Annotated in this window: 16 protein-coding genes and 8 pseudogenes; 12 read left to right on the top strand and 12 right to left on the bottom strand. The window is 67.7% G+C overall.

What is annotated here, in order from left to right; genetic code table 11:
• Positions 1 to 124: LuxR C-terminal-related transcriptional regulator (locus tag ACWD3D_RS13315; protein ID WP_451461006.1), on the top strand; the 124-nt coding region annotated here is incomplete at its 5' end.
• A 59-nt stretch (positions 125 to 183) separates the two neighbouring features.
• Here the strand turns inward: ACWD3D_RS13315 and ACWD3D_RS13310 are convergent.
• Entirely contained in the window at positions 184 to 990 is an 807-nt protein-coding gene (locus ACWD3D_RS13310) for an alpha/beta hydrolase (protein WP_451461004.1), read from the bottom strand.
• A gap of 315 nt (positions 991 to 1,305) precedes the next feature.
• Between ACWD3D_RS13310 and ACWD3D_RS13305 the strand changes: the two genes are divergently transcribed.
• A complete protein-coding gene (locus tag ACWD3D_RS13305; RefSeq protein WP_451461003.1) occupies positions 1,306 to 1,776 on the top strand; it encodes an SsgA family sporulation/cell division regulator in 471 nt (156 codons plus the stop codon).
• A gap of 669 nt (positions 1,777 to 2,445) precedes the next feature.
• Positions 2,446 to 3,441 (top strand): site-specific integrase, encoded by a 996-nt coding sequence (locus tag ACWD3D_RS13300; RefSeq protein WP_451461002.1) that lies wholly within the window; start codon positions 2,446 to 2,448, stop codon positions 3,439 to 3,441.
• 142 nt (positions 3,442 to 3,583) lie between these two features.
• Here ACWD3D_RS13300 and ACWD3D_RS13295 read toward each other — a convergent pair whose 3' ends face one another.
• A complete protein-coding gene (locus tag ACWD3D_RS13295; RefSeq protein WP_451461001.1) occupies positions 3,584 to 4,321 on the bottom strand; it encodes a hypothetical protein in 738 nt (245 codons plus the stop codon).
• 238 nt (positions 4,322 to 4,559) lie between these two features.
• Positions 4,560 to 4,860 (bottom strand): annotated as a pseudogene (locus ACWD3D_RS13290) (DUF4158 domain-containing protein); the annotation flags it as partial.
• A 257-nt stretch (positions 4,861 to 5,117) separates the two neighbouring features.
• Here ACWD3D_RS13290 and ACWD3D_RS13285 point away from each other — a divergent pair.
• Together ACWD3D_RS13285 and ACWD3D_RS13280 are read left to right on the top strand one after the other, a co-directional pair.
• The gene (locus tag ACWD3D_RS13285) at positions 5,118 to 6,080 is read left to right on the top strand and encodes an RNA polymerase sigma factor (RefSeq protein ID WP_451461000.1); all 963 of its coding nucleotides are present in this window, start codon (positions 5,118 to 5,120) and stop codon (positions 6,078 to 6,080) included.
• A gap of 108 nt (positions 6,081 to 6,188) precedes the next feature.
• On the top strand, positions 6,189 to 7,142 hold the full coding sequence (locus ACWD3D_RS13280) for an alpha/beta fold hydrolase (protein ID WP_451460999.1): 954 nt from the start codon (positions 6,189 to 6,191) through the stop codon (positions 7,140 to 7,142).
• A 175-nt stretch (positions 7,143 to 7,317) separates the two neighbouring features.
• Here the strand turns inward: ACWD3D_RS13280 and ACWD3D_RS13275 are convergent, their stop codons facing one another.
• The 5 genes and pseudogenes from ACWD3D_RS13275 to ACWD3D_RS13255 form a co-directional block, all read right to left on the bottom strand.
• Positions 7,318 to 7,698, bottom strand: a complete 381-nt coding sequence (locus ACWD3D_RS13275) for a DUF6009 family protein (protein ID WP_451460998.1) — start codon at positions 7,696 to 7,698, stop codon at positions 7,318 to 7,320.
• Positions 7,699 to 7,898: 200 nt separating this feature from the next.
• The gene (locus ACWD3D_RS13270; protein ID WP_451460997.1) at positions 7,899 to 9,452 is read right to left on the bottom strand and encodes a DNA primase family protein; all 1,554 of its coding nucleotides are present in this window, start codon (positions 9,450 to 9,452) and stop codon (positions 7,899 to 7,901) included.
• A complete protein-coding gene (locus ACWD3D_RS13265) occupies positions 9,449 to 9,787 on the bottom strand; it encodes a hypothetical protein (RefSeq protein WP_451461007.1) in 339 nt (112 codons plus the stop codon). The genes ACWD3D_RS13270 and ACWD3D_RS13265 overlap by 4 nt, the downstream gene beginning before the upstream one ends.
• 117 nt (positions 9,788 to 9,904) lie before the next feature.
• Positions 9,905 to 10,588 (bottom strand): annotated as a pseudogene (locus ACWD3D_RS13260) (bifunctional DNA primase/polymerase); the annotation flags it as partial.
• A 1,630-nt stretch (positions 10,589 to 12,218) separates the two neighbouring features.
• A pseudogene (locus tag ACWD3D_RS13255) lies at positions 12,219 to 12,644 on the bottom strand (transposase); the annotation flags it as partial.
• Here ACWD3D_RS13255 and ACWD3D_RS13250 point away from each other — a divergent pair.
• A pseudogene (locus ACWD3D_RS13250) lies at positions 12,645 to 12,806 on the top strand (IS630 family transposase); the annotation flags it as partial.
• Positions 12,807 to 12,824: 18 nt separating this feature from the next.
• Here ACWD3D_RS13250 and ACWD3D_RS13245 read toward each other — a convergent pair.
• Positions 12,825 to 13,106 (bottom strand): annotated as a pseudogene (locus tag ACWD3D_RS13245) (alpha/beta fold hydrolase); the annotation flags it as partial.
• Between ACWD3D_RS13245 and ACWD3D_RS13240 the strand changes: the two are divergent.
• Positions 13,104 to 13,322: pseudogene (locus ACWD3D_RS13240) on the top strand (IS5/IS1182 family transposase); the annotation flags it as partial. The pseudogenes ACWD3D_RS13245 and ACWD3D_RS13240 sit on opposite strands and share 3 nt — an antisense overlap.
• A 5-nt stretch (positions 13,323 to 13,327) precedes the next feature.
• On the opposite strand, the gene ACWD3D_RS13235 reads toward ACWD3D_RS13240, so the two are convergent.
• Together ACWD3D_RS13235 and ACWD3D_RS13230 are read right to left on the bottom strand one after the other, a co-directional pair.
• Positions 13,328 to 13,705 carry a hypothetical protein gene (locus ACWD3D_RS13235; RefSeq protein ID WP_451460996.1) on the bottom strand — a complete coding sequence of 126 codons (378 nt, stop codon included), beginning with the start codon at positions 13,703 to 13,705 and terminating at the stop codon, positions 13,328 to 13,330.
• Between the two features lie 31 nt (positions 13,706 to 13,736).
• Positions 13,737 to 14,721, bottom strand: a pseudogene (locus ACWD3D_RS13230) (IS256 family transposase); the annotation flags it as partial.
• 2,666 nt (positions 14,722 to 17,387) lie between these two features.
• Between ACWD3D_RS13230 and ACWD3D_RS13225 the strand changes: the two are divergent.
• Positions 17,388 to 18,575, top strand: coding sequence for an IS21 family transposase (locus ACWD3D_RS13225; RefSeq protein WP_451460995.1), 1,188 nt, complete (start codon positions 17,388 to 17,390; stop codon positions 18,573 to 18,575).
• 37 nt (positions 18,576 to 18,612) lie between these two features.
• On the opposite strand, the gene ACWD3D_RS13220 is transcribed toward ACWD3D_RS13225, so the two are convergent.
• Positions 18,613 to 18,894 carry a hypothetical protein gene (locus ACWD3D_RS13220; RefSeq protein WP_451461005.1) on the bottom strand — a complete coding sequence of 94 codons (282 nt, stop codon included), beginning with the start codon at positions 18,892 to 18,894 and terminating at the stop codon, positions 18,613 to 18,615.
• A 48-nt stretch (positions 18,895 to 18,942) separates the two neighbouring features.
• Here ACWD3D_RS13220 and ACWD3D_RS13215 point away from each other — a divergent pair.
• The 4 genes and pseudogenes from ACWD3D_RS13215 (at position 18,943) to ACWD3D_RS13200 (ending at position 25,726) form a co-directional block, all read left to right on the top strand.
• Positions 18,943 to 19,730, top strand: a pseudogene (locus ACWD3D_RS13215) (ATP-binding protein).
• A gap of 1,915 nt (positions 19,731 to 21,645) precedes the next feature.
• Positions 21,646 to 22,476 (top strand): SUKH-3 domain-containing protein, encoded by an 831-nt coding sequence (locus ACWD3D_RS13210; RefSeq protein WP_451460994.1) that lies wholly within the window; start codon positions 21,646 to 21,648, stop codon positions 22,474 to 22,476.
• 719 nt (positions 22,477 to 23,195) lie between these two features.
• A complete protein-coding gene (locus tag ACWD3D_RS13205; protein WP_451460993.1) occupies positions 23,196 to 24,461 on the top strand; it encodes a ParA family protein in 1,266 nt (421 codons plus the stop codon).
• Positions 24,458 to 25,726: a ParB/RepB/Spo0J family partition protein gene (locus ACWD3D_RS13200; RefSeq protein WP_451460992.1), complete on the top strand. Its 1,269-nt coding sequence runs from the start codon at positions 24,458 to 24,460 to the stop codon at positions 25,724 to 25,726. Before ACWD3D_RS13205 ends, ACWD3D_RS13200 begins: the two co-directional genes overlap by 4 nt.
• Positions 25,727 to 25,801 lie beyond the last annotated feature (75 nt).

The following is a 25,801-nucleotide window of genomic DNA, read 5'->3' as shown; positions in this document are numbered from 1 at the left end:
CATGCACCTCTCCCCCCGCACCGTCAGCTCCCACCTCTACCGCGTCTTCCCCAAACTCGGCATCACCTCCCGCGCCGCCCTCCGCGACGCACTGGGCAAGATCACCGGGGAGCAGCGGGTGTGACCCGGTGCCACGGCGGGGCGGGGGCGCCCGGGGATCGTCGGGCGGCGCGCCGGGGCGGCTCAGCGTTCGTCGTGCATCGCGCGGATGCCGTGCTCGTCGAGCCAGGCGAGCACGTAGTCCGCGACGAAGCGCCATCCGTTGTCGACGGTCAGTGAGTGCGCGCGGTCGGCGAACTGCTTGAGGTCGGTCACCGCCGTGCTGTCGCCGTACTGCTTGTAGACGGCGCGGGTCACGGCGTCGGGGACCAGCCGGTCCTCCTGACCGGAGATCAGCAACAGCGGACCACGTCGCGTGTTGTCCGTGTCCGCCGTGGCCCGCGGATCGCGGACCGTGCCCAGGCATCCGATGTCGGTGAGCAGCCGGCGCGGTGCCGGGACGACGTACCGCTCGAAGAGCCGGTCGGACTCCTCGGCGGTGACGGTGTTCGCGAAGAAGCGGTGGAAGTGCTCCGGTGACAGGGGCACCACATCGTCGGCCGGTGCCTCCAGGCCGGGGGTCCACAGCCGGGGGCGGGCTCCGGTCAGCGGTATGCCGTTGACCGGAGCGGGTGCGATGGCCACCGCCGCCCGGCCGATGTCGGCGCTGATGAGGTGCTGGGCGATGAGGCCTCCGACCGAGTGGCCGACGATCACCGGCGGAATGTCGAACGAACGCACGATCGCGGTGTAATGCTCCAGCAGCATGTCCAGACCGATGCCGCCGAGCGCTCCCGCGGCGGCCCTGGTCTCCCCGGCGACCTCGGCTTCCCCGGGCCATCCGGGGGCGAGCGCGAGAAATCCTCTGCTGGCGAAACGCTCCGCCCACGACTCCCATGAGAGCGCGTGCAGCCACGTGCCATGGATGAAGACGACGGGAGTACGGTTCACGGCTGGATCCTCCGAGCATGGCGACCGCCCGGCACGAACAGCGGGCGACTCGTTCAGGATGCTTCGGGCGGAGGTCAGGGGCCACAGTCGAATGACTGAATGTCGGACAGCGGAAGCGCGCGGCTCCGGCCGCCTCCAGAGGCCCGGAGCACAGCCCGGGGACACCAAAACGGACATGGGTCCACATAGCGACCTCGCAGGGCCACGAAGGCCACGAAGCAAGTCATCGCAGTCGGTCAAGTTACCTATGAGCGACGGTCTCGCAGCGGCAAGAGTGGATCACGTCAGCATCCGCCACAGGGAGGACCATCCGTCATGAGCGGCAACCATTCAGGTGTACAGGCCGACCCGGCGGCGCCGCACCGCAGCTCCCGGCTCAGCCTGGACATCGAGCGTGTGTTGGCCGTCTCCGCCCGGCAGACGCTCCGGGCGGACTTCCGGTTCGATCCGGAGTCCCCCTTGGTCGTGTCCGTGGAACTGCTGGTCGAGAACGGACCACGGGTCCTGTGGCGCATCGGCCGGGACCTTCTCCAGCAGGGTCTGTACTCGATCAGTGGCTTCGGCGACGTCCAGGTCTGGCCGTCGAACCTGGAAGAGCGGCCGACCGCGTGGCTCAAGCTCGCGTCCGGCGACATGGCTGCCCTGTTCGAGCTGCCCGTACCCCCGCTGGCGGAGTGGCTGGAGTACACCTACCAGCTCGTGCCCGCCGGCCAGGAGCTGGCCGGAGTCGACTGGGGGCTCGCCACCGCGGGCCTGCTGTGTGGCCGGGAGGCGCGGTCCGACTGATTGCGCCCCGCCCACGGCATCCGAAGGAGCTGCGTCACCGGTCCGGTCTCCGCACTCCGGTCGCGGCAGTCACTCTGGCACCTTTGGTCGCTTTGGTCGCTTTGGCATCGTCGGACACTTTGACCACGTCAGTCGCTCTGGTCGCTCCGGCCTGCACGGTCGAGTGCGGCCGGGCGTGGTCCGGTGGCCGGTCCCGTCGGTCGGAAGGTGGGGCGCGCGCCGCGGACAACTTCTCGTCGAACTCGTGAACCCTCCCCGGGCGGAGCCCCGTTGCCTCAGAGAGAGCTCCTGCGGCGGGGATGTTCACTGGCTGGCCCGGCCGCAGGTACGGAGCGGCCGTCCTCATACCCTTCCCCGGTGTGAGGGCGACCGCTCCTCTCGCGCCGGCCGGGTGCCTGCGGCGCGTCCAGGACTCCCCGCGAGGATCTCTTCAGCCGTCCGCCGAACCACCCTGCCGACCCGTGGGTTGAGGAACATCGGAACGAAAACCGGCGCTAAGCCTCGATCGCTGCTGGTGGGCGGCTGACGGGTCGTCGGCGCGCCGGGGCAGTGGTGAAGTCTTCCCACAGATAACGCCCTATTACCTGCGGTATCACTGAGTGCGACCTGCGGGGACGTCTTCCGCGCTCCGCATGAAGCGACCCCGTTATCTGTGGCAAGGGAGAGACGGTGCCCGCGGTCCTGCTGCTGCCTACCAGGAAGGCGCTGACGGTCCGGACGGCGGCCGACGTCTTCCTCGACTCGCTCGCCAACCCGAACACGGTGCGGAACTACGGCATCGCCGTCGGGAAGACCGCCGAGCGGGTCGGCGAGGGCCGGCCGCTCGCCGCGGTGGCAGACGACGAGATCGGCGAGGTGCTGGAGCTGCTGTGGGGCAGCTCGGCGGTGAACACCTGGAACGCCCGCCGGGGCGCGGTGCTGTCCTGGGCGAGCTGGTGCGCCGAGCGGGGCTACGAGGGGCCGAAGGTGCCGGCCTGGGCGAAGCGGTTGCCGTCGCCGGACTCCGACACCCCGGTGCGCTCGAAGATGGAGATCGACCGGCTGATCGCCCGCCGCGACGTCCATCTGCGGGAGAAGACCCTGTGGCGGATGCTCTACGAGACGTGCGCCCGCTCGGAGGAGATCCTGGACGTCAACATCGAGGAGCTGGACCTGGCTGGGCGCCGCTGCCCGGTGAAGTCGAAGGGCGCCCAGCCGAAGGTGCGCCGGCGCGGCGCGACTCGCGCCGACTACGTGCTGGAGACGGTGTTCTGGGACGCGGGCACCGCCCGGCTGTTGCCCCGCCTGCTCAAGGGCCGCACCCGTGGGCCGGTGTTCGTCACCCATCGCCGCCCCGGCCCCGGCAAGGTGCTCTCCGCCCGGGACGTCTGCCCGGACACCGGCCTGGCCCGCCTCTCCTACGGCCAGGCACGCGCGCTGCTCGACCAGCACACCGCGCTGCTCGACCAGCACACCGCGCTGGTCGGCCCGGGCACCGGCTGGGACCTGCACGAGTACCGGCACTCCTCCCTGACCCACCTCGGCGAGCGCGGCGCGTCCGAGCTGATGCTGATGGCCAAGTCCCGGCACAAGAAGGTGGAGAACGTCCGCCGGTACTTCAAGCCGTCCGCCGAGGCCATCGCCGAGGTCACCAGCCTCCTCGCGCCCGGGGACAGCCGACGCTGAGCCGTTGCAGCGCATCCCTGCCCGGTCGGGTCAAATGCCTGCGTGTCCGGGCGGCCGCGAGCGGTTTGAGCGCACGTAGTTCCCCGAAGCGGCCAATAGGACCAGGTACTGGAAGCTCGTGCGGGCTGAGCCTCCGTGGGGGTCAGTCCCGTGCAAGCCACCTCTTGACGTTCTCGGCCTCATCCGCCGTGAGTTCGCCGTCCCTGAGCATGAATTGGGCAAACTTCCGAATCGCTGAAGCCCGGTGAGGACGCGGCACCGCCAAGACCGACATGTCCTCCTGGTTGGTCGTCCCGACGATGATGACGTCCCCAGACGGTGACATCGTGGCGAGTCCGTCTCTCGCGGGCCCGTTGATGGTGGCGCTGTTGGACCCGGCGACGGTCCAGTTCTCCTGAAGCCGAACACGTGCCCAGGAGAGGTCACTGTCGTATGGATCGTCGTGCAGATTGACCAGGAGGAGGAACTCCCCGCTCTCTCCGAACAACCCGAATCGCGATGCAAGCTCAAACCAGGCGTCGTCGACCTCCTGGAGAGGATTGGGACTGTCGTATTCGACAACGATGTCGACGCGCCCGTCCCACGGGCCACATGACGTTGCACAAGCCGCCTCGGGCGGGCAGGAGGTCACCGTTTGCTCGATGGCGAGCAGAGTGACCCCCGAGGAGACAAGCGTCGTGGACAGTTCCTCAAAGGTCTTCAGGACTGGCTCCCATCGGCAACATGCGGAATCGAACTGAACGAGCTTCCCATAGTCGCGCCTGAGCCCGTGGCCCCGCCCTGAGCTCCGCAGGCGGGGCCGACGGGAACCCAAGGCAACGCTCGTCAACTGGGCCGACACTGCGGTCACCGGCCCGACAGTGCCCACTACGCCATTCATTGCTCCATCATCGCGAAGGAGAGACAAACGCCAGCTCCTACTCGGCCCGATCAGGGTCGCGCAGGGGCCGCAGCCCGCCCGGCATCTCGGGCAGCAGGAAGCTGTACCGGCCGAACATGTTGACGTGGTGCCGCACGAACGGCGAGAGCCGGGCGGCGACCTCCCGGTAGGTGCCGTCCAGCAGCGCGACCCGGGCGGCCAGGTGCTCGGCGGCGTCGGCCTGCAGGCCGAGCGAGGGGGTGTTCTCCCGCTCGCCGTACGCCTTCAGCACTGAGGCGTCCTCGATGTCCAGCTGCTCGGCCAGGTAGTCCGCGACCTCCACCGGCACGCCGGTCGGGTCGTCCAGGAACACCCGAGGTAGCGCACCGTCGTCAGCTGGGCCGCGAAGCCCAGCCGGTTGTGCGAGCGCCGCTTCGACTCCACCAATTCCCGGTCCGCGTCGTCCAAGAAGAAGAAAGCTCCAGCTCCGCGCGGGCCGGCGTCCCTCGGAACGGCGCGTACCCCGCGGCCTGCTCATCCGTCAGAAACTCGACCGGCACCCCGGACCTCCAGGCAGTTGATCAACATGACTTCCGAAGGTTCAACCACCACGGAACCGCAGGTCAACGGGCTCCGGAGAGCGGGGAGAGCTTAGCGCCGGTTTTCGTTCCGATGTTCCTCAACCCCCGACCCGTGGTCACCCGCCCGGCGCCGGACCCGCCGCTCGTCGTCCCCCCGGTGGTCGCCCCGACACATGCCTGTCATACGGAGCGTTAGGCTCATCCATGAGATAGGTGTCTCGCTGGGAGGGTCTGGGATGAGCGGGATACCGGAGGACATGGGGCTGGCGGAGGACGTGGCACTGACACGCGCCGCGCAGTCGGGGGACGTGTCGGCCTTGTCCCTGCTGTTGGAGCGGCACCGGCCAGGAATGCGGGCGGTGGCGCTCAGCCTGCTGGGGCCCGGCCCGGACGCGGACGACGTCTTGCAGGACGCCGCCCTGGTCGCGCTCCGGCGGATCGTGGACGTCCGGGACCCGGAGTCCGTGGGCCCCTGGCTGCGCATGGTCGTCCGCAACGCCTGCCGCACCCTCCTGCGGGAATCCCGGCGAGTGGAACCGGTCGCGGACGTACCGCGGATGCGGGACGACGCGGGCCCCGAGCAGGTGCTGGGGACCCACGCGTTGCGGGACTGGGTCTGGGAGGCGGTCGACTCGCTGTCCCCGGCGCTCCGCCTTCCGGTCGTGCTCCGGTACTTCTCGACCGGGATCACCTCCTATCAGCAGATCGCCGAGGCGTGCGCGGTGCCGGTCGGCACCGTCCGCAGCCGATTGAGCCAGGCCCGCACGGTGCTGGCCCGGGCCCTCACCGCCACCGCGGCCGCGGCGCACGCGGACATGCGGCGCCGCACCGAGGCGAGCTGGCACGAGGCACGCGAGACGCTCGCGGCGGCCGAGCGCGGTGAGTTCGGGAAGGTGGTCCGGGACCGCTACTCCCGCGAGGTCTCGCTGCTGGCGGGTGGGCAGCGGCTGGGCGGTGCCGATCTACTGCTGTCCGGCATGGACGGCGATCTCTCGGCCGGCGTACGCCAGCGTCCCGTCCACGTCGTGGCCGCCCGGTCTCTGGTCGTCTGGGAGATGGAACTGATCAACCCGGCCGACGACCCGGACCACTGTCCCCCGGCCGTCGCGTGGATCATGTCCCTCGACGGTGGCCGCTTCGACCGCATCTCCCTGTACCACTCCCGCCGCCCGGCCGAACCGTCCCGAGCGGCGGCCTGAGTCCCCGGCACCGCGGCAGCCGCCGCCGAGTGATCCAGAACACACCACGTCGATCGAACTTCCCGCCCCCTGCCCCAGTCATGTCGGTGTCACATACCCGTCCACCGCATGGAGGTCCCCGTGAACACCTCGATCACGCCGAGCGTTGACTCCGCACCCGACACCGACCCGCTCTCACCCGGCACCCACACCTATCGGCTGGGCGGTCTCGTCCAGCGCTACCACGTGTACGGCAGCGGCCCGGTCTGTGTGGCCCACTCCGGCGGGCCGGGCATCGACTGGGCGTACATGCGTATGCCCGGCCTCGAGGAGCACCTGACCATGGTGTACGTCGAGCCCATCGGCACCGCGGCTGACAGCCGCCTCCCCTCGCACCCGCACGGTTACACCAGGGAGCGGTACAGCAGCTTCCTGGAGATCCTCATCAACAGGCTCGGGGTTCCCTCGGTCCACCTGCTGGGACACTCGCACGGCGCGTTCGTGACCGCCCATCACGCCGCTCGCCGCCCCCGGCAGCTGGCGGGGATCGTGCTGTACGAGGGCGCCCCCGTCACCGGCGCCGAGCACGGGGCTGAGGCGGCGCGGATGGTGGAGGCGTTCGCCGCGAAGCACGCGGACCAGCCGGGACTGGCCGGAGTGCTGGCCGCGTTCGGCGCGATGTCCGGTATGTCGGACGACGCGCAGACCGAGGCGGTTGCCAAGGGGGTGCTGCCGTCCTACTTCGCGGACTACTGGGGTGACGAGGAGCGGTTCTCGGCGTTCCGGGACGCGGTCCGGGCCACGTACATCTCGGGTCTGGACGAGGACGGCAACCCCGACGTCATCGACGACCGGGTCGCACTCAAGGGTCTGACGGTTCCCGCTCTGGTGGTCGTGGGACGGCACGATGTGATCTGCGGGATGCGCTGGGGTGTCGAACTGGACGAGCTGATCCCCGACTCACGGCTGCTGGTCCTGGAGAACAGCGGTCACATGGGGCACGTCGAGGAACCGCGACTCTTCGCGGACGCGGTGCGCGACTTCGTCCTCGGCACCGCGGTGCCGCACAGCACTCGGGCGTAGCACGTCCGGTGCTCCTCGTGCGCGTCGCCCCGGTCCGGGGCGACGCGCACGGAGCCCCGTGAGAACTCGCCTTCGTCCTGGTGAAGCGATGCTGTCCGGCCCCTTCCGGAGCGGGTGGCCGAAAGCGGGGGCGGACACCTCCGCACAGTCCGCACAGCCCATGCGGAGGCGGGCCTCAGGAGGCCGACGTGGCGACGGCGACGGACGACTGGGACCTAGGAGTCTTGGCGCCCCGCTTCCTCGGTGCGACGGTCCGGGGGTCGACCGCCTCCCCCGGGGCGCCCTCGCGGTACAGGCCGTCCGGAAGGCTGTCACGGTCGTGGGGCAGCAGGAAGAACACCCGGCGCTTGTAGAGGCCGCTGTCGGGATCGGGTGACGCGTCCTCGTCCAGCAAGGCGTATCCCACCATGCGTCCGTCGCGTGCGTAGGGTGGCTTGGTGTTGCGCCGCCTGGTCTTGTCCAGTGCCTGGCGGACGTAGTCCAGCCCTTCGAGATTCTCCAGCCATACCACCTCGGCCTCGTGGATGAGGTCGCTCTCGGTCAACAGCGAACTCATGGCTGCAGCCTCTCCTTCATCGGCGTGTTCCCCGGCACAGGACATGGCGGGGCGTCGGTCCGTCTTGCTCAGGGCCGCTCGACGCTGCGTGGCGCCCCGCTCCGCAGGGGCCACCGCACGGGGGCCTGTTCACCATCGTAGAGCGCACCCGGCGACAACGGTGTAGGTCGTCCGGTGAAGCCAGAAGCGGACACAGGACATCACGAGTGCGACAGCAGCGCGATACCCGGATAGTATTTCCGGCCATTCGACTTGATCATGTCGTTCGGTGAGGCGACACCCACCTCCTGACGGGCGCGGTTGGCGAACGCCCGCGGCGTGGCCGGGCGGATCCCCTCACCTGCGTGGCACCACGAGCTGTACTCCGAGTAGAGCAGGCCCTGTTCGGCTCTGAGGTCCTTGCCGGACTCCGCGTCGCGCGTGCAGCACTCGGCCAGGAAACGGCCGATGTGGTCCTCGGTGGTGGCGTAGGCCGTCGTGGCCATGCGGACCCTGTCGGGGCCCTCCAGGGGGTCGCGCGTACGGAGGTAACGCTGCGCGCCTTCGACGAGCCAGTGAAGGATTCCCGGCCCCTCGTCCCGCACCAGTTCGAAGGCGAGGTTGTCGATCCTGCGGTGCGCCGGAACCGTCCGGGTGAAGGGAAGCAGACGGATGCGCCGCCAGAACGCGAAGCCACCGGTGGAGACTTCGGGACGGTGGTTGCCCAGCAGCCACAGGTGGTGGGTGGGAGTGAACGAGAAATAGTCCTGCCTCATCCGACGGGCCTTGATCTTGTCGCCGCCGGTCAGGAGCCGGACGCGGGCTTCGTCGAATTTGTCGTTCGGCTTCAGCTCGCTGCACACGATCAGGCGGCGGCCGTGCAGCTCGGTCAGTTCGGTGGAGTGCTCCGAGAAGGCTCCACGGTCCATCAGGAACCCTGGCGGCGCCGCGTCGGCGTAGTCCCCGAGGATCTGGATCATGATGTCGAGCAGTACGGACTTGCCGTTCTTCCCCTCACCGTGCAGAAACGGCAGAACCTGAGCTCCCACGTCACCCGTGATCGAGTAGCCGAGCATCAGATGGAGGAAGTCGATCATCTCCCGGCCCTCGTCGTCGCCACCGAAGGTGTCGGTGAGGAAGCGGTGCCAGCGAGGCGTCTCCATGTCCTGAGGAGCGACCGTGGTGGCGCGGGAGTGGAAGTCACGGGTCGGGTCGGGCTTGCGCAGCTGCCCACTGCGGAGATCGACCACGCCCACCGGCGTGCACAGCGCGTACGGGTCCCCGTCGAGCCTGTCGGGATCCACGGAGATGTCCGGCGACGCCTTCGCCTGGGTCAGCAGCGCCTTCAGCCCCGTCGTGGACAACGTGCGCCGCCTGTGGTGCACCAACTCCCGGTCACTGAACACTCCGCGCGGGTCCGACACCGGCAAGTCCTCGGCCATCTCCCCGGCAGCCCACAGCGCCGCCTTCTCCCCTCCCCCGCGCTTCCAGCGGTACCCGTCCCAGGCGAACCACCCCAGGCCCTCCACATGACGGAACTGGTCGCTGTACTGCCCTACGAAGAGACGTGCGTTGCCCCGGTCGGAAAGCGAAGGAGGGAGCATCGGCGCCGGCGAGAAGGTGGCGCCCGCGGACTGTCTCCCGGGCACGCCGGCGGAGCCCTGGACCGGAACACGGTTCGGGCCCTCCTCCAGCGCGGCAGACTCCAGGTCGAGCATCTGCTGAGCCGCGGCGTGGGGGTCGAAAAGCGGCGAGCCTTCGGCGCTGCTGCTCATGGACGTCCTTCGAGATGGAGAGGGCGAACGGACCCTACGGCAAGGGCGTCGTCGACGATTTTTTCGTTCCGGGGCTGCTGCCGTGGGCGGGCATGACAGGCCACCCGGACGAGACGGTCGCGAACGGTGTCGTGGTCGAGGTGACCCCCTCCGACCAGTCCACCGGCGGTGTAGGCGGCCCTGTTGAGCTTCTCCGAGAAGCCGGTGCCCTCCGGAGCGGCCGAGCATTGGGCGACCACCTCGATCAGCGGCCCCAGGAGGTGCTCGGCCGAGGCCGCCCGGGGCCGGGCGGAGGAGCGGGAGACGGTGCGCGGAATCCGGGCGGGCAGAGACACGGGTGCGGGCTTCGGCGGCTCTACGACATGTCCCGTACGGCTCAGTTCGCTGCGCAGCCATTCCGGTAGCGCAGCCGGCCGTCGGGCCGGGCCCTCGGCGCGATAGGTGCCCTGCGCGGTGCGGGTCCCGGGAGCGACGATGTAGCCGCCGTCAGCGCGGACATCGACCTGCCAGGCGAGAGCTGTGTGCCGGGCAGAGCCTGTCGAACACCTGTACCGAGTGGACGGTTCCGGGTTCAGGTACCAGACATGGAGGCCACCCGAGGGGGTGCGTACGCGCAGTGTGCTGTCGTCCTGAGCCGGGGAGGTTTCTCGTCGGTATGCCGCCAGCAGAGCAAGGGTGTCGAAACCCGACGCCAGACCGTCCAGCTTCACGCCTTGCGGAATTGGAATACCCGGCAGGAGGCGTCCTCGGTCGGGGACGGGGGCCTGGTGTGCATCGATGTCGATGACGACGAGATCCGCCGGACCGCAGGCCACTCCCACTCCGAGTGACCTGGCACCGGCCCACCATCGGTCGACGAGAGCGGGATCGGTCGTGGCGGCATGGAAGCCGTGACAGGGACGTCCTGCGGGAAGACAGGGACATCTCGCCGGATCGTGTCTGGAGCCCGTGCAGGCCGGGCAGTTGCGCACAGGAGTCTTCCGGCCGGCAGCGAGAGGGTGGACCGGCCATCCCCGGGCAGCACACCAGCGTGCAACGGCGAGCGGCGGCCCAGGGAGGACACTCGCTGCTCTCTCGTGATTCTCACCATGGCGTGGCACGGGAATCGTCCTTGTCACTTCCGTCTGCCCGGTCATCACTTCACACACCTGACGGCGAAGGTGTGTCCTCGTCAGGGACCGAAGGGACTCTGTGTGAAGAGAGTGTACGGCTCACGTCGAAGAATGTCGGCCGATCCGGCCAGTGTCTGGTTTTCCTTCGGTTGAATGGGTCCCTTGGGTCCCTCCATAGGGCAACCTCTCACACCCTAGGGGGCCGGAGGGACTGATCGGCACAGGGGCCGTGGGTCGGACCCCGAAAGACCTGTCTTCGGCAGAGGCGGAGGCGTGCAAGGGTCCAGGGACCGGAGCGAAGGGGCCGGACATCCGTTGGGTCCCGGTACTGGAAAGCAGCATATCCGCAGGTCAGAGGCCATTGGCCTTCACTGTGAGGGACTGGAGGGACTGAACTTCACCATTATGAGCCGTACAGAAATAGGGAGGTACATGCGCGCGTACACGAATACCTCTCTCCATGACTGCGTCATAATGGCGTTCTTCGGTCCCTCCAGTCCCTTCCGTGCGTGGTAAGAATGCTCTGACCTGCGCAAATGCAAGGGCGCACGATGCAGGGACCGAAGGCGCAACGGTCCCTGGGCGCCGGCTCCAGGCCCTGTTCGGGGATCGGGTGGCCTGACGCGCAAGGGACCTTCCGTGGCTGCAGGGACGCCAGAACGCAGGGAACGCAGGTGCCGAACCAGCTGGGACCAGGGCTGAGATGGTTGCAACGTTTCTCGTGGCAGTCTTGATACATTTCTGACTGCGGTGACATGTTCCGTCTCCGCGCAGCGACTCCGTGCGTGTTGTTTTTTTGGGATACCTTTGATCAAGGTCTCCAGCTCCAGGGGTCTGACGCGACTGTGACCGGAAGATCTGCGGTGTGTCCTTCAGCGGACGACAGGTCTCTCTCGCCCGTGCACACCCTGGTGGCTCTGGCTGCCTGTCCGCTCAGCATTGGTGAGTCCCCTCTGTGTCCGAGCAGGCCTCGTTCACGTTGGCGCGCTGCAGCCGCTTCGGCGAGGTACGCCGCGAAATGGACGCACTGCTCTGGGTTCTGCAGGCTGCGGACCCTGCCCGGGCGAGCGATGAAGCGAGGGCTGCATGAACACTTGGAGAATTTCTGGGAAGTGATGCGGGCGTATGACTGCGGGGTCGTCTGTGGAACCGCCCTGCCGATGCCCTTCACGGCTCCGGGCAACGAGGACTGGTATGACCGGTCTTCTGGGTCGGCTCCCGCTGATCGCGGGCGACCGTTGAGCAGCAGGTCGGTGGTCAGCTAGGGCCTGTTTCGGAAGTGGATCACCAACGAGCGTGACGCTCGGCTGCAGCATGCCACCAGCCGGGCGGAGAGGAGGCTGCGACCCGGGCGGTCGGCTGGTCGGGGTGCAGTCCATGGCGTCGCAGAGCGTCGGCGTTGATGTGGACGTCGAACCAGCCGTGCCACCGACCGTCGGCACCGACACCACAGGCCAGATCCCAACAGACCTCAGTCTGGTGGAAGGGCATCCAGTCGATACCCCGATCACGCAGTCAAGCGCGAACGGCCGCCATGGGCCGGAGGCAGCCCGGCAGGTTCTCGTAGGCGGTGACAGTGATCCAGTCGGCGCTCGGCGTGGTCATGGTGTCCATCATGCCCGGCGCCGTTCCGGCATGAGGGCCGACGGTCCTATCAGAGCCACTCGTTGATGGCCGCGACCAGTACGGTCGCCTCATAGCGGACGGCGAGCTTGTCGTATCTCGTGGCGACCGCGCGGTGACGCTTGAGGCGATTGATCCCACACTCCACCGCGTGCCGCTCCTTGTAGTCGTCCTTGTCGAACTTCGGCGGCCGGCCACCGCGGGAGCCGCGCTTCTTGCGTTTGGCGATCTGGTCGCGCTTCTCCGGGATCGTGCAGCAGATCTTGCGTTTGCGCAGGTAGGCGCGATTCGCGCGGGAGCCGTACGCCTTGTCGGCGCGGACCTTGTCCGGCCGGGTGCGCGGCCGTCCCGGGCCGAGCCGGGGCACCCGGATGCGGCCCAGGACGACCTGGAACTGCGGGGAATCTCCGCGCTGCGCAGCCGTGATCACCAGCGACATCGGTTTCTGGGCCTGCTCAACCACACAGCGCAGACCCGGGCTCTGCACGCCTACCTGAGATGGCGTAACGTCAACGCCCGCCACCGCGGCGTCCTGGCCGCCGAACGCAAGGAGCGTGCCCGCATCCGCAGCGAGAAGGGCCTCCGCTGGGGCGGGAGACCACTACCGACCTCGGCCTGACCAGCCAACCCGGCGCCGCTAGGAGTTGGCAGCCTTTGCCAGGACTCGAGCGAGTTCGCGGGGGCGGGTGGCCATCGGCCAGTGGCCCGAGTCGAGGTCCACGTACTCAAGGTGAGTAACGCGGGCGAGCTCAGGACTCTCACCGGCGGCGATCCACTCCTCGGCCTGGGTGGGGGTGAACTCGGGACAGACAAGTACAACGGGGACGTCGAGGCGGCGCTCGTCGGTCAGGCGCACGACTCCCCTGGCGACCGCCTCGGGGACAGGAACGGCTGCGGACGCGAAGTGGTCCCGGGCCTGCCGTCCGACCAAGTCGGCCACCGGCTGTGGCGGGGCAGTGCCGGCGGCCGACCACCAGCCTTCGACGCCGAGGCATACAAGGAGCGCAACACGGTCGAGCGATGCATCAACCGGCTCAAGCAGTGGCGCGGCCTGGCCATGCGAACGGACAAGCTCGCGATGGCCTACCGGGCCGCACCGCACCTCGCTGCCATCCTGATTTGGGCTCGGTGGTAGCCCGCTCAGCGATCGACCACCCAACGCGCGTCCGCAGGCCAAGAGCCCGTGCCAACGATGTGCTCCACGAGCCGGAACGCCTTGTGGATGGGGATGGTGTCCTCGTCCGGATACTCGTCGTCCTGCCCATTGGAGAGAGCGAACCCGCCGCTCAACCCCTCAGCTCCGGGGTCCACAGCATGCTCGCCGGGGTCGCCCTCTTCTTCGAGCAGCATCACCATGGCGCGCTGGGTATTCGTCACGAAAGCCAGCATCCGTCCGGACGAACTGGCCAGCCACGTCTCAAGCTGCCCGCTGTCGATCTTCGTTTGGAGGGCATCCAGCACCGTCTCGGACGACACAGGCCCAGAGCTGTCGTCATTGATCACCCAGGACTCGATCACGAGCACGACGATCTCACGGACAGTTCAAGGAGACAGTCCCCTGGGCCGCGGCCGGGCTGTCGGGGTCACGGGTGGCCTTGGTCCGCAGCTTGACGGTGGAGAACGTCGACTCGATCGGGTTCGTGGTCCGCAGGTGGATCCAGTGCTCGGTCGGGAAGCCGTGGAACGCCAAGAGTTCCTCGGCGTCGTCGGTGATCTTCGCGTCCGCCTTCGGCCACCTGGCGCCGTAGGTGCGGAGGAATGCCTTGACCGTCTTCGCAGCGCGGGCGCGGGCCTCGGCGTTGCAGATCTCCTTCTTCGCCTTGGTCGCGCCGGGCTGGTCGGACTTCGGGCAAGGCATTCGTGACGTTGCGGATTGTGAACCCAGCACCCCTGCGGGTGGGCTGCGGGGAACACCTCTGCGAGGGCCCGCCACGGCCCAACCGCACCATCGCCGACAACGAGTTCGGGGTCGCGCATGCCGTGTCGCCGGCAGTCCCGCGGCAGGTCTGCCCACGACTTGGTCGACTCACGCAGCCCCTCCGCGAGCGCGATCAGCTCCTTGGTCCCGTGCGGTCGCCCCAGAGCAGGACCAGCACACATGAGTGGGCCTGGCCGAGGCAGACCTCCTTGGGGTGTAGGCCGTCGGCCCAGACGTAGACGAAACCGCCGTCCGACAGGTCCCGGGCCCGGAACGCCATGTGGTCGTCGCCCCACTGCTTCGTCAGCCGGGTGACCGTGGCTGGCGACAGCCCGGCGGCCGAGCCGAGGAACTGCTCAAGGGCCGGCACGAAGTCCCCGACGACGGGGCGTGGAGGTAAAGCAGCGGCAGCGCCTCGCTCACCTTGGGCGACTTGCGGCACCACGGGGCCAGGACTTCGAGAAGAACCGCCTGCGCTCGCCGGTGGCCTCATCGACGCGGCGGTCCCTTCCGCCTCCAGCGCGGCGGCGGGCATCCGCGGGGCGCCCTCGCGGACGATCTCGTCCATCAGGGAACCGGACTCCGTCAAACGGTCGGCTTTCACTGCGCTGAGCACAGTGTGCCTTTCCGCCCCGCGCTGCGAACGCGGGCCTACTCGATGACCATCACAGGATCATCCGGGAAGGTACGCCCGCCGCGTGCTTTCCCGGAACCGATCCACAAGTCCTGAGCATTGCTCCTGCGCCACGGACGACTGACGCTGTTGCCGAGGCTCCCGCAGGCGCCCAGGCAGCTTGACCAGAGAGATAGGGATCCCCGCGGTCCAAGTCGCTGACCGGTTCCACCTGTGGCGCAACCTCGGCGAAGCGGCCGAGCGGTGTGTTTCCCGCTACCGCTCGTGTCTCCGCGCCTCTTTCGCCGAGCCGGCACGGAGAAGGTTGCGGCACTGGACGAGAAGGGGGCGCCATGGCCTACCGGACATCCGGTTCACCGGCCGAACTCGCGCCGAGCACGCCGCCGTCCAGGGGCTGCTGGCCACCGGTCATAGCCGACGCCCGGTCCAGCGCCTGCTCGGGATGATCTACCGCGCCGTCCAACGGCTGCACCGACGTACGGACCGCTGCCGGCAATCCGCGGCGGGGTGAACTCCACAACCCCGAGCCACCATCCGTGATCATCAATCCACAGCCGTGACCGTCCGCGCTGGGTCAGGCCGAGCGGTTTCAGGCAGTCTCGCGCGGCTGAGGTGATGGTCTGGAGCACCGGACTGCGATCTGCCATGACCGGCATTGTCGAATGTTTCCCTACGCCCCGTCGGTCGTGATGGCACATCACCATCGCAGACCTGTTCACCAACACTGAACGCCACCGCTCCACCCGGAGTATCGCGGGCTCCTGCGTGAGGGCCGACGGACCGTACCTGCCCGTCACGCGTAGGCGAAGCGAAACTCCTGTCTGTCGGGCCGGACCGTGCCACCGCTGATCGGCAGCCGGTGGAACACGGAGGGCGCTGCCGACCCCTGGAGCTATTACGCCGTAATAGCTCCAGGGGCGGGTGGACGCGATGACAACGAGTGGGGCCGACCAGAGCGCGGTGGACTTCGGGGTCTCCGTTCAGCGCCTGGACGACGCAGCCGCTCCTCGGTCACCCGGGCCGTCGGCCACCATTGGTGTTCTGCGGAGCCTGCACTCTGAATCCTCCACTCCCCCACCGACGAGTCACCGACCGCGAAGCGCAGGTCCACGCGGCAGCATGTGGCTGACCGTGCCTGGGGCAACTCGTCCGTCTTCTGCGCGCCACGCAGCTCTCAAGCACGTCATGGCTGTGGGTGAACCAGCCCTCCGAGCAACCGCACTCCCCCAAGGATGAAGAACGGAGCCCTGCAGATGACGGGCATCGCCCGCACGGTGCCCACCCCGCTCGACTCGAAGCCGGTTCGGCACAGGTCGTCCGTCAGATCGAACTGGATGACCGTGTCCCCGAGCGCACAGGTCAATCTCAGGTCTGCCACGGAACAGCACTCCGTCGCCGGTCACCGTTCGTCCGCAGCGGGCCCCGCCGGAAGCCGCTCCGGAACCGGGCCGGCACCGGGGGAGCCGAGCGGTGGGCAAGGGCGCGATGCCCCAGGTCAACGCGGCGCCGACTCGGTGCTGCACCGTCTGGTACGGGAGCTCTGTCCGGGCAGGTTCCACGGCGAGGAACTGATCCTCTGTCCTCGACGAGACGGCCACGCTGACCCGCAAGCTGAAACTCCCCCACATCTGCTGTGCTCCGACCGAGGCCATCCCCACGCCCCACGAGGGGAGCCGGCCGAGATGGTATCGGTCTTGCCGACGGAGGAAGCCGCCGGGCGCGACGCCTCCAACCTGCGCATCCGTCGGCATCTCGCGGCCCGTCCCCCCTGCCACGGCCTTTCGCATCTGGAACAAGGTCCTCCACCTCGGGCACCTCAGTCGTCCGCCCGCTGGGAGGAAGAAGCGTCCTTTGACACGGCGGAGGGACTTCGGGGATCAGTCGGACGGGAGACCGGGCGGTGCTCTCCAGGCGATGGGCGGTAGCACGGATGACGAGCCCGAACATGGCGCACCTATTACGCCGTAATAGGTGCGGGTGCAGACACGGTCGACTCACGCGGAACATGGCGCCGAGGCAGAGGGGATTGCCCCTGGTGTCTTACGGGTCGGTTCGTTGCTGACCGGCGGCGAGCCCTCTTCCTTCCAGGGGACTATGACGGGGGACTGGCAGGCGATCCCAGCCTGTCGCAGAGTGAGCGAGAGCACCTCGGATTCGGCCGTCCCCACTGCGGGGGACGTGCCTGCCCGAAGTGACCGCGCTTCAGGTCTGGCGCGATCCCAATGTTTTGGTCGAGGTGGTCGGGTGGCAGGGGTTGTCATGAGCCAAGACGGGGCTGTTCGGGAGTTGTAGTCGAGCGCATGCGGCCGTGCGACCTCCGTGGTCATCCGGTCGTGATGGGTGCGATCGATGAACGGGACTGCCCCGTGTGCGGCGAGGTTGCTGAGAACCGGCCGACTGGCCTGGCCAGGGTTCATGGTGATCTGACGTGGAGCCCTGTACCCGCTTCCTGCGGCGGATGGGCCTGGATCAGTGACGGCGGCCGTGGCAAAGTCCAGGTGCGCGGCCAGTTGAGTCCAATGCTGATGGCCACCGGAATTCCAGGTGTATGGCCGTCTGAACTGCGGTGTTCCTGATCGCTTCCTTATCTGAAGAGACCTCCCCGTCCTGGCGGGCGCAATCCTTATGAGCGAGAGCCGCGACCGAAGATGATCGATGCGTTCCTGGAAAACGTCGAGGAGTGGGTCGAGCAGTCGAAAGCGACGATCCGTGCTGACATGGTCCACGAGAAGCTGTTGAAGATGGGCTATCGGGGCAGTGAGCGTTCGACGAGGCGAGCGGTGAACGCGGCGAAGACGGCGTGGAAGGCGGGCAAGCGCCGGACGTACCGGCCGTGGATTCCCGAGCCGGGCCGGTGGCTGCAGTTCGACTGGGGCGAGGGCCCGCGGATCGGCGGCCGGCGGACCTGGCTGTTCTGCGCATGGCTGTCGTGGTCGCGGTTCCGGGTCGTGATCCCGGTCTGGGAATACATGTTGGGCACGCTGGTGGCCTGCCTGGACACCGCGCTCAGGCGGATCGGCGGGGCCCCGACCTACGTCCTGACCGACAAAGCGAAGACGGTGACCGTCGAGCACATCGCCGGGATCCCGGTGCGGCATCCGCAGATGGTCGCCGCCGGCCGGCACTACGGCTGCCAGGTGGTCAGCTGCGTGCCCTACGACCCTGAATCGAAGGGCGGCGCGGAGGCCACGGTCCGCATCGCGAACATCGAACGCACTACGCTGCACGTCCTTCCCGTCGAGCCGCTGGCACTCGCGCTCGGCGAGGAACGACTCGTCGGCTCGGACCGCACGATCAGCTTCAACTCGGTGCGCTACTCGACCCCGCCCGGTTATACCGGAGTGAGGGTGTGGCGCCGGGTGGTCGGCGAAGAACCCTCCATCACCGCCCGCACCAACTCTGGTGACCTGTCGGGAATCTGGCGCCACCAGCTTTCGACCCCGGGTGTTCCGCAGATCATCGACGCGCACTACCCCGACCACCCCGACGGCCGCAGTATCCACCAGCCGAGGCTGCAACCGCGCTCGGAAGCAGAAATCGCATTCGTGGGCATCGGCCCGGGAGCCGGCCGGTGGCTCAAGGAGGCCGGGCCCGCCGACGCGGTCCGTATCCGCGCCAAGATGGCCCGCGCGGTCGGGCTGGCCACCGTCCTGGGCAACGACAGAGTCGACCAGGCTCTGGGGCTCGCGGCCACGGCCGGACGCTTCGCCGACGACGACCTGCTCTCGATCCTGGGGCACATCGCGGACAGCAAGCCTGCCGGAGAGGTCGTCCGCGCGGACGAAGCCCACTCCGTCCAGAACGGAATCATCGGCTGGCAGGCCCTGGGGCAGTAGGCGACAACTCCCAGAATGTTGGCGCACGACCCCGCGGTCAGTCGCCGACGAACCACAGATACCGGTGTGACCCCTGCTCGACGACCTGGCACAACTCGCGGGCCTGCCCGACCCATTCACCACCGCATGCGGCCGGGAGCAGGTCGAGTTCCACCCGCAGCAGCGACACCTGCCGATGGTTGAAGACCGCATCTCCGTAGGGGATCAGGCCCCAGAGCATCGGGAACAGCCCCGGGTTCAGATCGCCGAAAGCCGAAGTCCACTGCAGCCCGCCCTCGGCCCGGGCCAGGACATCACCATTGTCACCACGCACCTGCATGTCGATCACTCGTCGAGCCTATCTACGCCGTCCCCGAACGACGAAGGAATTTGCATCCATGGCCTTCCCCAGGCCCCAGCCCTGCCCGAGGAGCTCGACAAGCTCATGCGCCGCATGCGCCTGCCCTTTATGCGCAGGGCGGCCCCGGACGTCCTGGCCACCGTCCGCGCCCAGCGCTGGGACCCCGCGGAGGTTCTGCGGCTGCTGATAGCCGAGGAGGTCAGCGGCCGGGACGCGGCCACCCGGCGGCTTCGCCGCCACTCGGCGAACTTCCCCACCGGCAAAACTCTGGGCTCCTGGCGGGCCGAGGACTCCACCATCCCATCCCCGAACCCACCCAGAACTCTCTGATCACCCTGGAATGGATCGGACGCGCCGAGAACCTGGTGATCGCCGGCCCCTCCGGGACGGGCAAGAGCCACTTCACCGGGGGGCTCGCCCAGGCCGCGATCGAGAAGGACCTGCGGGTCTCCTGGTTCACTCTGGAGACGCTGAGCGCCGCGATCGGCAAATCGAAGGTCGACGGGTCCACCGTTCGCACCGTCGCCCGGATCTGCCGGGCCGATTTGATCGTCATCGACGACATCGGCCTCCTGCCGGTCGGCGAGGACGCCGCCGAGGCGTTCTACCGGATCATCGATGCCGCCTACGAGCGTCGCTCCATCGCGGTGACCAGCAACATTCACCCCTCGGGCTTCGACACGATCATGCCGAAAACCCTCGCGGGCGGGAGCACCGACCGCCTCATGCACCACGCTCACCTCGTGAGCACCTCCGGCGACTTGCACCGCCTCGCCGAGGCCCTCGCCGGGAAGGGAGTGGTCCCCTTGAACTGAACCCACCCCCGGGAACACCGCTGGCCACACGCCTGGCTTTCTGATGGCCACCAGCCTGGCCCTCCAACGCCACCCACCTGGGCAGCTCAACGGCCGTTGAAACGCCGGTCACCGTTCGTCCGCAGCGGGCCCCGCCGGAAGCCGCTCCGGAACCGGGCCGGCACCGGGGGAGCCGAGCGGTGGGCAAGGGCGCGATGCCCCAGGTCGACGCGGCGCCGACTCGGTGCTGCACCGTCTGGTACGGGAGCTCTGTGCGGGCAGGTTCCACGGCGAGGAACTGATCCTCTGTCCTCGACGAGACGGCCACGCTGACCCACAAGCTGAAACTCCCCCACATCTGCTGTGCTCCGACCGAGGTCACTCCCACGCCCACGAGGGGAGCCGGCCGAGATCGTATGGGTCCTGCCGGCGGACCAAGCCCCCGGGCGCGGCGCCTTCAACCTGCGCATCCGTCGGCATCTCGCGGCCCCCCTGCCACGACCTTTCGCATCCGGAACGAGGTACGTCTCCTCCAACCCGGTCCCCCACCCAGTCCGCAATGCGGACCCTGGAGTGGGTCGTTCGCAGGGATCACCTCTGCGCCGCTGGCGCCTTTCGTCTGGATCAAGCCGGGTCGAGAGAGAGGGGTCGGGTGCCGTGCGTCGCAAGGCGGAGGGGGAGGGGGAGTGGACGCGGAGCGTCGGCGACCGACGACAACGCCGCGAGGTGCGGCACCCGGCACGCGAGCCCGGCGTGATCCAAACGAAAAGCCCTTGGCCCCAGGACCTGAAAGATCGCACTTCTGCGATGCCCCCGAGACCGACCTCGGTGGGCGTGGAAATGACCGTGCCCTGGTTCACGATCGATTATCTCGGCGCGACGGTCCGACGACACCCGCGTTCGGGATCAGTCGGACGAGAGACCGGGCGGTGCTCTCCAGGCGATGGGCGGTAGCACGGATGACGAGCCCGAACATGGCGCACCTATTACGCCGTAATAGGTGCGGGTGTAGACACCATCGACTCACGCGGGACATGCGCCGAGGCAGACGGGCTCCCCCTGGTGTCTTACGGGTCGGTTCGTTGGTGACCAGCAGCGAACCCTCTTCCGTCCAGGGGACTACGACGAGGGACTGGCAGGCGATCCCAGCCTGTCGCAGAGTGAGCGAGAGCACCTAGGATTCGGCGGTCCCCACTGCGGGGGACGTGCCTGCCCGAAGTGACCGTGCTTCAGGTCTGGCGCGATCCCAATGTTTTGGTCGAGGTGGTCGAGGTGGTTGGGTGACAGGGGTAGTCATGAGCCAAGACGGGGCTGTTCGGGAGTTGTAGTCGAGCGCAGGCGGCCGTGAGACTTCTGCGGTCATCCGGTCGTGATGGGTGCGATCGATGAACGGGACTGCCCCGTGTGCGGCGAGGTCGCTGAGAACCGGCCGGCTGGCCCGGCCAGGGTTCATGGTGATCTGACGTGGAGCCCTGTACCCGCTTCCTGCGGCGGATGGGCCCGGATCAGCAGGCTGTGCAGACGGTTCGCGACTGTCGGCCCCTTCAGGGAGGTTGCGATGTCTGATGGCGACACCAACTTTGATGGTCCGAGCGGAGAACTACCCGCGCGATCGGGTTGGCACGAGGCCCGTCAAGAACTCCACTGCAGGGCTCATCAGGAGAGTCGTCAGGATACGCGGGGCCGACGCTCAGGCGGAATCTGCTGCTTCGGCCTGGCGCGTGCACCTGGTGACCTATTACGCCGTAATAGGCGAGGGACCCTTGGTCCTGCCTCGGTGAGGTGGTCCGCAGGTATGCGGTGACCAGCCCTGGCCCAGGGTGACTGAGGCAGCGGCACGATCCTCCTTCAGCCAAGCGATCACGGACTCTGCGCGGTGGTGGCCCGGGAGCCTTCGTTGTTGACCGGGCCGGCGAAAGTGCCACATCGTCGGGGCATGGGATCTGAAGACGAGAAACGGCGCGGTCACACGGAGGCATGGGCAGAGATCCTGGAGGCGAACCGTCCTCCATCGGCTGCGGACGAGCAGTCCTCGCCATCCCTGTGGCTGTTGCTTCAGGCAGCAAGGCGTGAGCCGTTGCTGAGTGCGATGTATCCGTGGATCTCGATGCGGCAGCTCAGCCTGTCGGCATCAGACAGCTGGGAGGAGGGGGGCCATGAGCCGCTTCCAGCGATGTTTGCCGGCCCGCGCACATATTCGGTAGTGGGTCGTTCGGATCGGGGAGAGCGTGTCGCCTTCGAGACGGACGACCCTGTTGAGGCGATCGCGTTCGCATCCCGCCTGATCCGTGAGCGGCAAGCAGCGCAGGCTGAGGAACAGCATGTCTGGTCGGCTGAGACGGACGCAGTGCTGCGTGGTGCGGGCTGGTATCCCGGGCGAAGCATCGACACGACAGTGTGGCGGGAGAGGCTGGAAGCGGATGGCTTTCGCATTCACGCCGCTGCCGAGGATTTCCTGCGCGAGTTCGGCGGCCTGACGGTCGGCGGTAGTGGTTCCGGGATCACCAGAGCGCGGGAGGCGTTCGAACTCGACCCGCTGCTTGCGCTGGGCGAGGACGACCGCTTCGGCGAGTGGGGCGAGGAGATTCGCCGCAGCCTCTTCCCTCTGGGCGAACTTGACCACGGGCACGCGTTCCTCGGACTGGACGAGCAAGGTGAACTGTACGTCGTGGCCAGTTGGCTGGCCCGGTTCGGCCGTATGCCCGAGGCCATGGAGAACCTTGTCCTTGGAGTGATGCCGGTCAGCACGGCCAACCTGGATTTCTGAGAAGGAGGGCCAGCCGAAGGCCCGCTCGACGACCCTGCGCCGAGGGATCACCTTCAGGGCGTGTCAGGGCGCTGGCTCCAGCACCCTGACACGCCCGTATCCCCAGTCGACACGGCCGCAAGCCACGGCTGCGGCTGCGAACTTCGGCGTCCTCGGGATCGGCTCCATCGACCGGACGCAGGTCCCGCACCGTGGTCTTGCCGTCTCGGCAGCGTACGAAGTGGTCCGGCGTGCGGTTGATCCGGCGGCCCTGTCCGCTGCACCGCTACGACAGCCGGAAAGGCTGCGAGGCAGGCGCCACCACATCCGGGGCGAAGTCCAGCCGCATCAGGGTGGCCCCGCTCAGCCCAGGACTCGTTCCGCGTCCGTCAGCCACCCCACCCCACTCCGCCCGACCCGCGTGCCCATCGATTTCGATGGTGGGAAACGGTCGGACCGGAGGGCCAGAAGAGCGAGACGTCTCAGCTCATGGCCGAGTGGACTGAGCCGGTCGACCATGCTTCAGAACGACTGGGCTCGGCTCACCATCAGCGAGACGGGTCAGTCGTCAACGAGGTACGCGGGGCCGACGGGCAGGCCGAAATTGCTGCTCCGCAAGGAGATGTGAACCCCAGTGACCTATTACGCCGTAATAGGTGAGGGAGCCTCAGCAAGCACTCAGAAGCAACAACTAACGTGTCGGTGCAGAAGATGATCTAAAGCGTTAGTAAGGTAGCGCCATGAGTACTCCAGCCTCCCCGAGCGACCGGGCCAAAATCGTCTCAAAACTGCCGGGATGGCTCCGTCAGAGCCTCAAGGTCAGAACCGCCCAACTCGGAATCGACATCCAGACGGCAGTGGAGCAGGGCATCGCTGCCTGGTGCGACCTCGCCTCTGCTGCTTCCTCCGTCGACACGGGTGGGGCGGAGTCCTTCTCCACCTTCCTGCCGCCGGGGCAGTGGGAGGAGTTCCGCCGGATCTCTGAAGACCGGAGGGTCTCCCTGATCCAGGGTCTCGCCCAATCGGTGCAGCTCTGGCTCGACATCAACCCGACGCCTGATGTCCAGCGTCCCGAGATCACCCGTCGGATTGTCGTCTGCAACCAGAAGGGGGGAGTGGGCAAGACCGCCATCACCGCAGGGGTGGGGGAGGCGCTGTCGGAAGATCCCAACCTGCTGTTCCCGGTACGTGTCGCCAAGGCCCTCGCCACCGCCCTCCGGGAGGAAGACACACAGAACACTGCGGCGGAGAACCTCAGTGACCCGCTCGACGTGGAGAAGCTTCCGGGGCACGGACTCCGTGTCCTCATGGTCGACTTCGACCCTCAGTGCCACCTCACCAACCAACTGGGCGCGGCTCCCCTGCCGATGAACGGGGACAGTCTCACCAACCACATGGCAGGCGACCCGAAGGGCGAACTTCGCGATCTGATCGTCTCTGTCGACGAAGACCACTTCGCAGGGCGGCTGCACCTGTTGCCGGCCTGCCATGATGCCTTCCTCCTGGACGTCCGCCTGTCCGCAGTGCGTGCTCGTGAGGCGGCCCTGGAGCGGGCCTTGATGCCGCTCGAAGCCGACTACGACGTCATCATCATCGACTGTCCGCCCAGCCTCGGCCTGAGCATGGACGCTGCCGCCTACTACGGGCGTCGGCGTGAGGCGGAAGGACCTGGTCAGTCCGGAGCGCTGATCGTCGTCCAGGCCGAGGACAGTTCCGCCGACGCCTATGACCTGCTGACCAACCAGATAGAGGATCTCAGCAACGACCTGGCCCTTGCCATCGACTATCTGGGCATCGTCGTCAACCTCTACGACGGCCGACGCGGATACATCGCCACGTCGTCCCTGCAGGGGTGGATCGACATAAAGGATCCGAAGGTCGTCGGCCTCATCAACGACCTCAAGGAACAGAAGGAAGCAGTCCGCATGAAGCAGCCCTTGCTGAGTTACGCCCCCGCGTCTCAGCAGGCGATTGCCATGCGCGCACTGGCTCGGGAGATCTCATGAGCAAGGCCGATCAGCTGGGGAACGGGCGTTTCGGAGGAGGTGCCCGACCGGTGAGTGCCCGCCGTACCGCCATCGGAGCAGCCACCGGGGTGCCGACCGACGGAGTGGCTCCTCCTGCTCGTCTTCCGGTCAACCGCATCAGCCTCAACCCGGAGAACCCCCGGACCACGCTCGGAGACCTCACCGAACTCGCGGGCAGCCTCAAGGAACACGGCCAGAAGCAAGCCATCACGGTCATGAACCGTGACGCCTATGTGAAGGCCAATCCTTCTCGCGCCGACGATCTCGAACCCGACACCACCCATGTTGTCGTCGACGGCAGTAGTCGGCTGGCAGCAGCCCGTGAGGCAGGCTTGGGCCAGCTCAATGTGATGGTCGACGACGACCAGGGAAGTGACGGGGATGCGATCCTCGAGTCGGCCCTCGTCGCCAACATTCATCGCAGCGATCTGGACCCCTTGGACGAAGCACGTGCTCTCCAACGGCTGCTCGCTCTGCACGGTTCTCAGGTCAAGCTCGCCAAGCGGCTGCGCAAGTCGCAGGGGTGGGTGTCGCAGCGACTCGCCCTGCTGAACCTGAGTCCTGAGCTCCAAGCGGTTGTGGGGGAAGAACCCGTAGAGCTTCTGCGCTCGGTCGCAAAAGCACCGCAGGAAAGCCAGCAAGCCGCTCTCGCAGAGCTCAAGGCTGAACGGGCGCGCAAAGAAGCCGCGCGGCGTACCCCGTTGGTACCGCTCGCGGCCCCGTCCGCGAGCGCGGAAAGGGTGGTTGTTCCGCCTCGGACCGAAGTGGATGCGCAGAAACCGCAGAGCGCGGCAGTCAACCACCGCGAACCGGAGCATCGCAAGGAGACGGTCAGTCTCCCGGACTCGCATGATCTGACGAAGTCAGAGGGCACGGACTCGGTGGTGCCTGTTCAGCAGCCGACTGCGGTTCCTCCGACCGACACTCCGATGTCTGAGACGCGGAGTTCCTCTCGTGGCACGGGGGCCGAGGCGGGGGAGGGGGCGAGCGACGACGATCCGACGCAGGAGGCCCCGGGGGAGAGCGTTCCCGACCCTCTGCCCGCCGACCATCCTGCCGGCGATTCCGCCTCGGGCGACATGCTCAAGGTGAGGGTCACGCGGCAGTTCCCCTATGACGACGGATCCTTCGCGGCGGCGCACCTCATCCAGAAGATGAGTGACACCGAGTTCGACACGATGCTGCAGATCCTCCACAGGCATCAGAAGGAGCGTCTCGGGTTGCGTACCACCACCGCTCAGTGAGGGCAGACCACAGGAAAAAGCGGACAAGCGTTTCCGGCCACTGCAAAAGCGGCCGTCCGGGTGACGTGATCGTTA

Source organism: Streptomyces sp. NPDC002690 (assembly GCF_053592415.1).
Note: the sequence above shows the minus strand (reverse complement) of the source record. Positions and strands in the feature narration are given on the sequence as shown.